This is a genomic window from Nonomuraea sp. JJY05, from assembly GCF_043496855.1.
Classification (GTDB): Bacteria; Actinomycetota; Actinomycetes; order Streptosporangiales; family Streptosporangiaceae; genus Nonomuraea.
Genome location: NZ_JBIEIS010000012.1, coordinates 196,906 through 209,648, shown reverse-complemented (window position 1 = coordinate 209,648; position 12,743 = coordinate 196,906). Strand labels below are relative to the sequence as shown.

The following is a 12,743-nucleotide window of genomic DNA, read 5'->3' as shown; positions in this document are numbered from 1 at the left end:
GCTACCTGCGGCGGCCCGCAGGTCCAAGCTGCTACTTGCAGCGTGCCGCTCAGACTTCGAGCAGCTCGGCTTCCTTGTGCTTGAGCAGCTCGTCGACCTTCGCGACGTGCTTCTGGGTGAGGTCGTCGAGCTCCTTCTCGGCCCGCCTGACCTCGTCCTCGCCCGCCTCGCCATCCTTGATCATCTTGTCGAGGACTTCCTTGGCGGAGCGGCGGATGTTGCGAATCGACACCTTGGCGTGCTCGCCCTTGTTCCTGGCGACCTTGATGTACTCCTTGCGCCGCTCCTCGGAGAGTTCCGGGAACGTCACGCGGATGACCTGGCCGTCGTCGGTGGGGTTGACGCCGAGGTCGGAGTCGCGGATGGCCTTCTCGATGGCGCCCATCGAGCTCTTGTCGAAAGGCTGGATGAGCACCATGCGCGCCTCCGGCACATGGAACGACGCCAGCTGCTGGATCGGCGTCGGCGTGCCGTAGTACTCGGCATTGATCTTGTTGAACATCGAGGGGGTGACGCGGCCCGTACGGATGGTCGCGAAGTCCTCCTTCGCGACCGAGACGGCCTTGTCCATTTTTTCCTCGGCTTCGAGGAGGGTTTCGTCGATCACAGCGGCTCCCTGTCTTCTAGCTGGCGGTATCGGGCTCGCTCCCTCATTTGCCTGCGGGACTCACCAGCGTGCCGATCTTCTCACCGCGTACCGCTCGCAGGATGTTGCCCTCGCCCATGAGGTCGAAGACCACGATCGGCAGGTCGTTGTCCTTGCACAGGCTGATCGCGGTGGCGTCCATGACCGCGAGGTCGCGGAGCAGCACCTCGCCGTAGTCAAGATGGTCGAACCTGACCGCATCCGGATTTTTGCGTGGATCGGAGTCGTAGATCCCGTCCACCTGCGTTCCCTTGAGCAGCGCCTCCGCGCCGATCTCCAGGGCCCGCTGGGACGCCGCGGTGTCGGTGGAGAAGAACGGCGAGCCGAGCCCCGCGCCGAAGATGACCACGCGCCCCTTCTCGAGGTGCCTGATCGCGCGGCGCGGCAGGAACGGCTCGGCCACCTGCTGCATGGTGATGGCGGTCTGGACGCGCGTCTCGACGCCCCGCCGCTCGAGGAAGTCCTGCAGGGCCAGGCAGTTGATGACCGTGCCGAGCATGCCCATGTAGTCGGCTCTGGCGCGGTCGATGCCTCCTTGCGACAGGGTGGCGCCGCGGAACATGTTGCCGCCGCCGACCACGACCGCGACCTGTACGCCTTCCTTGACGGCCTCGGCGATCGAATCGGCCAGATGATCGACGACCACCGGATCGATGCCCAGCGGCTCGCTACCGGCGAACGCCTCTCCTGACAACTTCAGCATCACCCGCTTCCATCTGAGCGGGCTCTGCGGATTTTGAGATGAGGAAGCCGCCGTCCGTGTGGATTCGTGGGCTGGCTCCCGGTGGTCCTGCACGGCGGCGGCCTCCTTCGTTCGGTGGATCAGTCTGGGCTCTCGGCTTGCTCTTGCCTTGGCCGGCCGGCTCACCCTGATCGGTGAGCCTGCCTGGCCGGAGGGCTTGCCTAAGCCTAAGCCTGACCGACCTTGAAGCGGACAAAGGCCTGGACCTCGACGCCGTTCTCCTCGGCGTACTTGCCCACGCTCTTCTTGTTGTCCTTGACGAAGGCCTGCTGCAGGAGCGTGAAGTCCTTGTACCAGCCGTTCACGCGGCCCTCGACGATCTTGGCGATGGCAGCCTCGGGCTTGCCCTCCTCGCGGGTCATCTCCTCGAAGAGCTTGCGCTCCTTCTCGACCACGTCGGCCGGGACGGAGGCGGCCTTGAGGTACTGCGGGGCCATCGCGGCGGCGTGCTGCGCGATGTCCTTGGCGATCTCGGCGTTCGGCTTGTCGAGCTGGACCAGCACGCCGACGGCCGGCGGCAGCGCCGGGTCGGTCCTGTGCATGTAGGAGCCGATGTAGCCGCCCTCGAGCACCGCGAACCGGCGGATCTCGATCTTCTCGCCGAGCGCGGCGTTGGCGGTGTCCAGGTGCTCCTTGACGGTCTGGCCGTCGAAGGACGACTCGAGCAGCGACGCCACATCGGCGGGCTTGGTCTCGAGGATGTGCGCCACGACCTGGCCGGCCAGCTCCTGGAAGCGCTCGCCCTTGGCCACGAAGTCGGTCTCGCAGTTGAGCTCGAGCAGCGCGGCGGCGGAGTCGCCGTCCTGCTTGAGCGCGACCAGGCCGTTGGAGGCGGTACGGGCCTCGCGCTTGCCGACATCCTTGGCGCCCTTGAGGCGCAGGAGCTCGATAGCGCGGTCGAAGTCGCCCTCGGACTCCTCGAGCGCCTTCTTGCAGTCCATCATGCCGGCAGCGGTGATTTCGCGAAGCCGCTTGACATCGGCCATGTTCACGGAAGCCATTGCTTTTCCTTGTGGGATTTCGTCGTCGTCGTGGATCAGGTGGGCAACGGCACGCCTGCTCACCCTTGGTTCGTACGGCGGGCGCTTGCCGTACGGAAGCCTTTGTCTTGCGTCAGCCTCTGTCTTGCGTTCGGGGCCCGGCTCGCCTGGCATACTGCCCAGCCTCGCCCTGGCTTACCATCCTGGACCATCACCGACGCCACCCGGCCGGCCCGCCGCGCCCGGTTCGGGCGAACCCGCCCTCCCCGGCCCGGCCGACCACCCTGGCCCGCCGAACCATCCGGCCCAACCCGGCCCGGTCACCCGGCTCAGTCACCCGCCCCGGTCACCCGGAACAGCCCGGCTGACCACCGGCCCGATCACTCGGCCCGGTCACCCGGAACGGCCCGGCTGACCACCGGCCCGGCCTCCGACCCAACCCTGGATCGCAACCCGGACCTCAGCTCACAACCCCAGCCAGACCTCAGCCCCGGCCCTGGCCCTCAGGCCCGGACCCAGACCCCGGCTCACAGCCTCAGCCCCGGCCTCGGGGCCGGACCTCGGCTCAGCGCCCAGCTCCAGCCCGCGACCCAGGCCTCTGGTCACGGCCTCAGCCCGCGGCCCGAACCTTGGATCCCGGCCTCAGTCGCGGCCCTTGAACCACGACCTCATGGACCCGGCCCCGAACCGCGGCCCAGACCTTCGAGCGCGGCCCGAACCCGGACGCTTGGTCCTTGCCTGGCTGGGAAGCGTCCTCGCCCGGCGATCACTCACCCGGCGAGGCCGCGGCCCCTAGCTCAACAGTTCACTTGTCTTCGTGGCCCGTTCCTTGCCCGATCACAGCAGGACCAGGGAGATCCCTCGTCCTGCCGTTCCGTTCACCGGAGCAAGGCGCGCGCCCTGCCTGGTGGACTCTTCACCCACCCGACCGGGACGGGCCCGTACCTGGGGAACCCCGGGTACGTGAGCGCAGACGTCAGGCCTGCGGCTCGGCGTCAGCCTCGGCGGGGGCGGCCTCAGGAGCAGCCTCAGCAGCGGGGGCCTCAGCAGCAGGGGCCTCAGCAGCGGGGGCCTCAGCCACGGCGGCGGGCGCCTCAGCCTCGGCAGCGGCCTCAGGAGCAGCCTCAGCCGCGGCGTCGCCGGTGCCCTGCTCGATGAGCTCACGCTCCCACTCGGCCAGCGGCTCGGCGGCGGCCGGCTTCTCGTCACCGCGGGCGGCGCCGGAGCGAGCCATCAGACCGGCCGCGACACCGTCGGCGACGACCCTGGTCAGCAGACCGACGGCGCGAATGGCGTCGTCGTTGCCCGGGATCGGGTAGTCGACCTCGTCGGGGTCGCAGTTGGTGTCGAGGATCGCGACCACAGGGATGCCAAGCTTCTTGGCCTCGCTGATCGCGATGTGCTCCTTCTTGGTGTCGACAACCCACACCGCGCTGGGCACGCGGCCCATGTCACGGATACCGCCGAGCGTGCGCTCAAGCTTGTCCTTCTCGCGACGGCGCATGAGGAGCTCCTTCTTGGTGAGCCCCGAGCCCGCGACGTTGTCGAAGTCGAGCTCCTCGAGCTCCTTCAGCCGCTGAAGCCTCTTGTGCACGGTGGAGAAGTTGGTGAGCATGCCGCCCAGCCAGCGCTGGTTGACGTACGGCATCCCGACTCGGGCAGCCTGCTCGGAGATGGCCTCCTGAGCCTGCTTCTTGGTGCCGATGAACAGGATGGTGCCGCCGTGGGCGACGGTCTCCTTGACGAAGTCGTACGCACGGTCGATGTAGGAGAGCGACTTCTGCAGGTCGATGATGTAGATGCCGTTGCGCTCGGTGAAGATGAATCGCTTCATCTTCGGGTTCCAGCGCCGGGTCTGGTGACCGAAGTGAACGCCGCTCTCAAGCAGCTGTCGCATGGTGACGACGGGGGCCATGTGCTGGTCCTCCAGGTCTTGGCGCCCTGCGAAGGGCGCGGTTCTCGGTTGTGCCGCAGCAGCGCGTCGTCTGCCGCCCTGATGCCCCGAAACCCCGCCAGCCGGGCACATGGCCCGGACCGATGGCGCGGTCCGCAGTGGGGCATGCGAAGTCGGCCTGTGGTCACAGGCCACCGAAAAGTCTACCTCCCACACCAGCCCAGCCTGACCGTCAACCGTCAATCAGACATCCAGCTCTCTGCTCCACACCCACCCCCAATGGTGATCTCTTAGGCATCCAGGCACCAAACACCATCAACACCTGACACACCGGCACTGACACTGCACGGTCCTGCGACACGACGCGCCCTCAACCACCGCACCGGCACTTCACAGAAGGCGGACAGCCAAACCCACACCACAGCCGAGACGGACGAACGCTCAGCCCCAAAACCACAGCCCCGCCCGTCCATGGCCACCTCAATCAGTGCCAGGAGCTCGCCCACCGCCTCGGTGTCAGCCTCGGCGCCGTCACCGGCCTCGTCGACCGGCTCATCTCCGCTCCACCGTTCCCGGAGGCACCACCCGCAGCTCCACATCACCCAGCCGCGTCGTGATCCTCGGTGGGCAGCCCCGGCGTCGGCCTCTTCGCGACCGGGAAGAGGTTCAGCTGCACTTCGGCAACCCTGGCCTCATCGGGTGCGGCCCTTTCGTCGCGATTGGCGATGAGGTACGGCTCGACCAGCTTCTCGATCGACTCGTTGAGGCGGGCCATCTCCTTCGGGGCCACCCTGATCCGCATCCGGTTGAACCGCGTGACATCCCGCCACTCGTCAGACTCGCCCTCTATGGCGGACAGCGCGCGATCGGCCTCTTGATTCGCCTCCCGGCGGAACGCCAGCATCAGCGTCACCTTGGCATCCCGTACGTCCGGATGATCGCCCGGTTTGACTCCGACACTGATCGGCTTGTTCACGCCCTTCCACAGCCGCTCCCTGCCATCGCCACGCGGCGGCGCGTCCTCCACGAAGCCGTACTTGGCCAGCATGCGCAGGTGATAGCTCGCGGCGCTGGGCGTGATCCCCGCGATCTCCGCCACTTCAGTGGCAGTCGCACTGCCCTCGAGACCCAGCCGGTTGAGGATCATCAGGCGCGCCGGATGGGCAAGCGCCCGCATCGCCCTGGGATCACTGAGCCCCTCACTCATGGCGCCAAGATTACCCGCCCCGAGATCTGAAGCATTGCCTTCATAACTATGAAGGGATATCTTCATAGTTATGAAGGATTCCCTTCACAACTTAACCCCCACCAGCCAAAACCCCTCCCGACCAGCCCATGCCACCCCCCAGCGCCACCAACAGCCAACTGACCCCCGTCCAGCACTCCACCACCCACCGCACAACACCAGCCCCGAACCACCGCAGCGGGTCCCACCCCCACAACAGCGACGTCAACAGCCAACCGACCCGTCCAGCACCCCGCGACACACCGGACAGCCCGAAGCCAGCTCCACCACCACAGCCAGCCCCCACCACAGCCGGTCCCGCCACTACAACGCCGACGCCAACACCACCGCGATCACCCACAGACGCAACAACTCACCCCCGCGACCGAGGGCAGCCCAGACCGCATCCCCGCAAACCCATAACCAGCCCAAAGGCCCAACGCCCAGGCCAACCTCGCCCAGCGCGGTACCACCCCGGTCGCCAGCCCCACCGCCTACGACCGCTCACCACCCGCCCAGCCCTTCCTCCCCACAGCCCAATGGCCAACCACGAGGGCAGTGACCAAGCCCGTCCGCCAGCTCAACCCACCGTCAGCTCAGCCCACCCATCAGCTCAGTACGCCCGCCCGCACGCCAGCCACCACCGAGACCGCAGCGCCACGCCCCAGACCCCCATCCGGGACGGCAGCGCCACGCCCGAGACCACCACGCCCGGAACCGCAAGCGCCATTGACCGAGACCACAGCGCCATGACCGAGGATCGAATGCCTGATCGCAAGCTCCCCAACCAAAACCGCGCCCCCGATCACAGCCACGCCACCACCGGCAACCATGCCTCCAGCGAGGGCCGCATCCCCCAGCGCCACACCCCCGACCACAACCACACAGCTGGTGACGGCCCCGCCGGCGACCCCAGCCCCAACCCGAACCACCACAACCAAACAACCGGCAACGACACCCCCACCCACCCCAGCCCCAACCCAAACCACCACAACCAAGCAGCCCGCGACGACACCCCCGCCAACCGCACCCCCAGCCCAAACCAGCACCACGATGACCGCAGCTCAGACTCACCCGTCCCACTCAGAAAGCAGCGGGACTATCGCTTCCTCTGGGCCGCCCGGACGATCTCCGTCACCGGCTCGGAGGTGTCCAAGCTGGCCATCCCCCTGACCGCGGTAACCCTGTTGGCCGCCTCCCCCTCCCAGATGGGACTGCTGACCGCCGCAGCCTCGGTGCCCGCCCTCGTGTTCGGCCTCCAGGCAGGCGCCATCGTGGACCGGCTCACCCGGCACCGCCCCCTTGTGATCATCTGCGAACTCATATCGTGCGCAGCCGCCGCCACAGTCCCCGTGGCCTGGCTCCTCGACCTCCTCAGCGTCACATGGCTGATCACCGTGGCCCTGGTGATCGGCGCAGCCGGCGTACTCTTCAAGGCGGCGAACTTTCCCTACGTGACAGCGATCGCCGCCCCTTCCCAGCGAACCGAGGCGATGGCCGGCTTGCACGCCTCCTACTCGGTGGCGTCGGTCAGCGGCCCCAGCCTGGCCGGCCTCCTGGTCCAACTTTTCACGGCCCCGCTGGCCGTGCTGGCGGAGGCACTGTCGTTCCTGGCCTCAGCCCTCCTGCTCCGCGCCGTCCGCACCCGGGAGGAGCACGAGCCGGCAACCTCCCGAGGCATGTGGAACGACGTCATGGAGGGTCTGCGGACCAGCGTCACCCATCCCGTACTCCGCGCTCTCCTGGGCGCAGGCGTCACGATCAACTTCTTCGCCATGGCGTACACGGCCATCTACATGCTCTACATGGTGAACACGCTCAATATCCCCAAGCCCCTGATAGGCGCGCTCATAGCGTTGGGCGGCCTTGGCGGCGTACTGGGCGCCTGGGTCACGGCCCGCCTGTCCAAGCGCCACGGCGAGAACCGCATCCTGCTCATCTCCGTGCTCTTCTTCCCCATCGAGATCCTCGCGGTAGGCCTGCTGACCGGCCCCCTGTGGTGGAAACTCTCCGTGCTCGCCCTGACCGGAACGATCACAGGCGGCATCGTCGTAGCCTTCGCCACCTGCATGGGCGCGATCATCCTGCGCGAAACCTCCCCAGAGCTGCGCGGCCGGGTGAACGCCACCATGACTTTCGCCGTGCAAGGCGTCCTGGCCCTCGGCGGGATGACCGGCGGCATCCTCGCCGAATTCGTCGGCCTCCGCCCGGTCATCCTCATCTGCGCAGCAGGCATAGCCCTGAGCACCGTCTGGATCTGGACATCCCCCCTACGCCCTCGCCGCCACCCACGCCCCACCGGCCTGACGAAACCCAGCAGCGACCCGTCCCCGGCCCAAACCACGAACTCCTTGATCGCTTCCAAGCGCCACGCTCCTCGCTGACCCACCCTCAGACGAAGCCCAATCCGAGCCCAGGCGGGCAAGGGTGAGAGCGATTCATGGGCGTTCGATCACTTCACCCCCCGAAGAAGACCCGAAGGTCCGTCGCCAGAACCTCCGGTGCCTCCATGGCCGGGAAGTGTCTGCCCCGCTCATACTCAGACCAGTGGGCCTCGGCCGGCGGATTGACGAGCTTGCGGACGGTGGGATCGGCGCCGAACGCCGCGAAGCCTTGCGGCACGGCCGGCGGCGCACCCCAGTCGGAAGAGTGGGCCTGCTCGTACAGGAAACGAGCGGCGGAGATCCCAGAGCCGGTGAACCAGTAGAGGCTGGCGATTGTGAGAAGCTGCTCCCGGTCGTAGGGCAGGTCGGTTGACCGCTCGAAGCTCTCTGCGATCCACCCGAGCTGCCCGGCGAGCGAGTCGTTGAGCAGATAGCCCATGATCTCGGGCGGCTGTTCTGGATCGCCAGGCAAATCGCCTCTGCACGAAGCCCACCCGAGCTCCCACGTACGAGCCCGCCCAAGACCACCAGCACATGTCCACGGCTCGACCCGTTCACACGCCAACCCTGCGTGATCCACACGCCCCGCCCAAGACCGCCAGCAGGTATCCACTCCCTGCGACCTGCATGGCCCCGCACCAGGGCCGCCCCACCCTAAGGCCTGAACCGGCATCCTCATCATCGCAGTTCTTGATCCCACCCCAAGCCACCATCCCGCCAGTTATCCACAGCCCCCAAGCCCCGGACCTACTCCATCCCCAGAATCCCGTTCGCCCCTCAACCGCCAGCGCGCGTTCAACCAAACTCGCGCCATGACCTCTCTCCCTCCCACCCCGGCAATCCACCCATCAGCGCGAACGACCGCCCTCACACCCCCAGGACTGCCCCACCACTCCACAGAGCCCGAGATCCGCCACCCCATCGGCGCCTCCGCCCTGAGCAGCCTCCTCCAAACCCCTCACCCCAACAGAACGCGCAACACCCGCAGGCCAAGACCAGCCACCCCGCCAGCGCTCAACCACCACTCCCCAAGACCGGCCCAAGATGCCACCTCATCTCCGGCCCACCACCCCCTCAATCCGCCCCGAGAAGACAGACCGCCCCACGGTCGCCATGCCCTCACACCCAGGCACGAAGCCGCACCGCCCAACGCTCGCCACGCCCACACACCCACCCAAGAAGCCGCAACGGCCCGCGCTCACACGCTCAGGCAAGAAGCCGCACCACCCCTCACTCACCACACACCCGGGCACGAAGCCGCACCACCGTCCACTCGCCACGCCCTCATGGCAGCCCAAGGCGCCCTGACAACCCTGCTCTTCGCTGCCGCTGCGATCCTGCTCCTCCCCGCCACCTCGGCAAGAGCGTCTCCACCCACATGGCGCTGGCCGCTGGACGGAATCCCTCGCGTGCTGCGCCCCTTCGCCCCACCACCCGAGCCTTGGCTTGCCGGACACCGCGGCATCGACTTGGCCGTTCCCGCCTCCACCCCGGTCCTGGCAGCCGGCCCCGGCACAGTCCGCTTCGCCGGCCCCGTAGCGGGAAAAGGCGTGGTCACCATCGAGCACGAGAGCGGCCTCCGTACGACGTACCTCCCCGTCAAAGCGTCCGTGCGGCGAGGCCAGCCCGTCGCCCCGGGATCCACGCTCGGCGTCGTAGAAGCCTCACCAGGCCATTGCCCGGAGTCATGCCTGCACTGGGGCCTCCGACGCGGCACCCACTACCTCGATCCCCTCCTACTCCTGGGCCAGGCCTCCATCCGCCTCCTCCCCTTCTGGCCCGAAGACGAGAACCCCGTAAGTGAGCACTCTCTGCGGGATGTCGACGAACACGAGCATTCCCTCCGGCCATCAGATGGCAAGATCACCAGACCGCTCACCACACAGCCACGAAGATCCTCAGCTGCCCTCAACTTTGCACCACCAACAACGCCAAAGGCCCTGGCTGCCACGCCGGCCCCCCTCACCTTGATCACCCGCGTGTCCCGCAGCCTGCCCCCCGGCACCTCATCGCAAAGCAGACACGACAGCGCGCCAAGCCAGCGCCGCCCCCTGTCAGGAGCAGGCCCCTTCACTCCCATCAGCTCACGCCAGAAACGCCACCCCCCTCCGTCCACAACACTCGGCTTCCTGACCCGCTCGGCCTCGACCACCACGACATCCGCCATCGGCCTCGGCACGCTGCTTGGAATAGGCCTCCTGATCACAGCCCTGCGCAGCCACAGACGTACCCGAACGAATCACCGCCTCCGGAGAAGGGGCCAGCACCGGGCCACCACGGGAGAAGAGCAAGAGCCGGAGAACACCAGCGCCCGGGATCGTCATGAGAAGCACCCATCGCCCAGCCGCCCCACAACCACCAACACAAAGGCCGGCCGCCACCGCAAAACCGCGAACGACAGGAATTAGAAGATCACCCAGCGATGCGCCCAGTCACAGCAGACCCGCCGTGCTATCACCAGCATCAGCCAGTCAACCATCGACCTACTCGAGGGATTGATCATCTCCATCCCTCGTCAGGCCCTCGGATGCGCCTGACGGTAGGCCGCCCGCAGGCGCTCGATCGAGACATGCGTGTAGATCTGCGTGGTGTTCAGAGACGCATGCCCAAGCAGTTCCTGAACACTCCGTAGATCCGCACCACCCTCAAGCAAGTGGGTCGCCGCACTGTGCCGCAACCCATGCGGCCCCATGTCCGGAGCCCCGTCCACCTGGGCCAGCCGCGCATGCACGACCCGCCGGACGGTCCCCGCATCGATGCGACCACCCCGTACCCCAAGGAAGAGCGCAGCCCCTGACCGCGCCCGAACCCACAAGGGCCGCCCGTGAATGCACCACCTGTCCACCGCCCGAAGAGCAGGCAGCCCAAAAGGAACAGACCGCTCCTTGCGCCCCTTACCCAGGACCCGGATGACATGCCGCTCCCGATCCACGTCATCGACGTCGAGCGCGCACAACTCACTCACCCGCACACCGGTGGCGTACAGCAGCTCGAGAAGGGCTTGATCTCGAAGCTCCTTGGGTTCCCCGGCCGAGGGCACCTCCAGGACGGCCTGCGCCTGCTTCTGAGCGAGAACAGCCGGCAACGGCCGAGCCGCCTTCGCACTGCCCAGCAACAACCCCGGATCACTTGCAAGCCAGCCGCGACGGTGGCAGAAGGCGGTAAAGGTACGAATGCAAGCGGTCCGCCGCGCCAACGTGGCCCGAGCCTTTCCCGCCCGATGCTGCCCAGCCAGCCACTCGCGAAGCACCCCGATATCAAGTCCTTCCAGCCGCCCATCCACATGGTCGAGCAAGGAGTTCACATCAGTCAGGTAGGCCCGCACTGTGTGCTGTGAAAGATCCCGCTCAAACCGCAGATGCCGCCCGAACTCCCCCACCACTTCTTCACGATCGACACCCCCACTCACCCCATAACCCCCATCTCCAGCTCACTCCCACCAACTGCCACGCCACGGCACCCGGAAAACTTCACCGCCCCACTCAAGCCCAACCCCATCCCAGGAACAACCCATAGCCACCGGAGTCAGAACATCACCACAACGCTCAAGCACGAGCCAAGCCATGGCTCAGGTCGATTCGCCAGGATTGCCAACCTCTGGGGGCACCCGGGACCGGATTTCCCACCAGGCCAGACCCGCGACCGGGGCCTGCCGACTCCGGCCCGCCTGGAACGCACACGGCCTTTCAACCGTCCGTTCTAGCGGATGTGCGACTTCTCATCTGTGCTGCAGTGAACGGCTCCAGGACCCTCCTTTCTGACCTGGTCTCCCTCGGCAGACGCCTTCCCCCGGTTGAGCGGTCCGAGCACCATGAAGGAGAGTCACGCCACCTGGCCGCGCATCCTCATCTTGGCCCCTTTTTCGGCCACGACAGCAGCCGGCGCAGCGCACCGCCACCCCAGCTTGATCGTGCGAGTTGCGTCATAGGACCGAGCGAACCCGAGCGACCAGTGGGGAATTGAAGATTCAAGAGCGACGAGCGGTTGCGTCCGCGGGGGCGGCGTATGAGTTTGCCTGCTCACAGGCATGGCGTCGTGAAATGGTGACGGCCATCGCTTGATCCTTCGAGGGCCTAAGTCGAGACCGAAGGAGTGCAGAGCGATGGCCGCAGACATCAGTCTGCTCCCCGCGGGATGGTTCGCGAAGGGGATCTGCAACCAGTGACTCCGACTTTGTCACAGCCCATGATCAATGCCCTGACCAGCACAGACAAAGCCCCTCACACCCCTGATTTCACCGATATCTTCGTCGTTTCGCTGACATTCACTAGTCAAAGCGGCCAGCCTTCGCGCGGAGTTGAAACCCCCGCAGCCTCCCCTGCGTCCACCGACTCCTGGACGCCGGGCACCCCTCCGACGGACCAGCGAGCCGCACGATCTGAAGCCCCACTACGTCCACCAACTCCAGGACCCCGCACGCCCCTCCAACGGACCAGCGAGCCGCACGGTCCGAAGCCCCACTACGTCCACCAACTCCAGGATGCCGGGCGCCCTTACGGCGGATCAGTGGAACGCAGGGTCTTGGGTTGTGGTTGAGGCCGCGAGAGCGCCCGGAGACGGGTGGCGCCAAAGGCTGAGAACGGTTCAGAAACGACGGGCTCCGCAGCTCCCATACGCTCGCCGTCATGTCTGCGGCGGGGGCGAGGGACGCGACCCGGGCGACGCGACCCGGGCGACGCGACCCGGGCGACGCGATCCGGGGACGCGGAGACGCCGAGACGCCGAGACGCGGGGACGCGGGGACGCCGAGACGCGGGGACGCGGGGACGCGGGGACGCGGGGACGCGGGGACGCGGGGACGCGGGGACGCGGGGACGCGGGGACGCGGGGACGCGGGGACGCGGGGACGCGGGGACGCGGGGACGCGGGGAC

Annotated in this window: 9 protein-coding genes; 2 read left to right on the top strand and 7 right to left on the bottom strand. The window is 67.3% G+C overall.

The genetic code is table 11. The features are described 5' to 3' along the window. Positions 1 to 49 precede the first annotated feature (49 nt). The 5 genes from frr to ACFKCF_RS21080 all read right to left on the bottom strand — a co-directional run bounded on the left by frr (position 50) and on the right by ACFKCF_RS21080 (position 5,469). Positions 50 to 607 carry a ribosome recycling factor gene (gene frr, locus ACFKCF_RS21100; RefSeq protein WP_394495897.1) on the bottom strand — a complete coding sequence of 186 codons (558 nt, stop codon included), beginning with the start codon at positions 605 to 607 and terminating at the stop codon, positions 50 to 52. 43 nt (positions 608 to 650) lie between these two features. Next, positions 651 to 1,349, bottom strand: coding sequence for a UMP kinase (gene pyrH, locus ACFKCF_RS21095; RefSeq protein ID WP_043634871.1), 699 nt, complete (start codon positions 1,347 to 1,349; stop codon positions 651 to 653). A 206-nt stretch (positions 1,350 to 1,555) separates the two neighbouring features. Then, positions 1,556 to 2,389, bottom strand: a complete 834-nt coding sequence (tsf, locus tag ACFKCF_RS21090) for a translation elongation factor Ts (protein ID WP_394495895.1) — start codon at positions 2,387 to 2,389, stop codon at positions 1,556 to 1,558. A gap of 955 nt (positions 2,390 to 3,344) precedes the next feature. Then, complete coding sequence (rpsB, locus tag ACFKCF_RS21085) at positions 3,345 to 4,283, bottom strand: 30S ribosomal protein S2 (protein WP_394495893.1); 939 nt, start codon at positions 4,281 to 4,283, stop codon at positions 3,345 to 3,347. A 577-nt stretch (positions 4,284 to 4,860) separates the two neighbouring features. Beyond that, complete coding sequence (locus ACFKCF_RS21080; protein ID WP_394495891.1) at positions 4,861 to 5,469, bottom strand: ArsR/SmtB family transcription factor; 609 nt, start codon at positions 5,467 to 5,469, stop codon at positions 4,861 to 4,863. Positions 5,470 to 6,251: 782 nt separating this feature from the next. Between ACFKCF_RS21080 and ACFKCF_RS21075 the strand changes: the two genes are divergently transcribed. Further along, positions 6,252 to 7,871 carry an MFS transporter gene (locus ACFKCF_RS21075; RefSeq protein WP_394495889.1) on the top strand — a complete coding sequence of 540 codons (1,620 nt, stop codon included), beginning with the start codon at positions 6,252 to 6,254 and terminating at the stop codon, positions 7,869 to 7,871. Between the two features lie 73 nt (positions 7,872 to 7,944). Here ACFKCF_RS21075 and ACFKCF_RS21070 read toward each other — a convergent pair whose 3' ends face one another. Next, the gene (locus ACFKCF_RS21070; protein WP_394495887.1) at positions 7,945 to 8,310 is read right to left on the bottom strand and encodes a hypothetical protein; all 366 of its coding nucleotides are present in this window, start codon (positions 8,308 to 8,310) and stop codon (positions 7,945 to 7,947) included. A gap of 373 nt (positions 8,311 to 8,683) precedes the next feature. Here ACFKCF_RS21070 and ACFKCF_RS21065 point away from each other — a divergent pair, with 373 nt between their 5' ends. Next, a complete protein-coding gene (locus ACFKCF_RS21065; RefSeq protein ID WP_394495885.1) occupies positions 8,684 to 10,279 on the top strand; it encodes a M23 family metallopeptidase in 1,596 nt (531 codons plus the stop codon). 107 nt (positions 10,280 to 10,386) lie between these two features. On the opposite strand, the gene ACFKCF_RS21060 is transcribed toward ACFKCF_RS21065, so the two are convergent. Next, positions 10,387 to 11,253 (bottom strand): tyrosine recombinase XerC, encoded by an 867-nt coding sequence (locus tag ACFKCF_RS21060; protein WP_394495883.1) that lies wholly within the window; start codon positions 11,251 to 11,253, stop codon positions 10,387 to 10,389. Positions 11,254 to 12,743 lie beyond the last annotated feature (1,490 nt).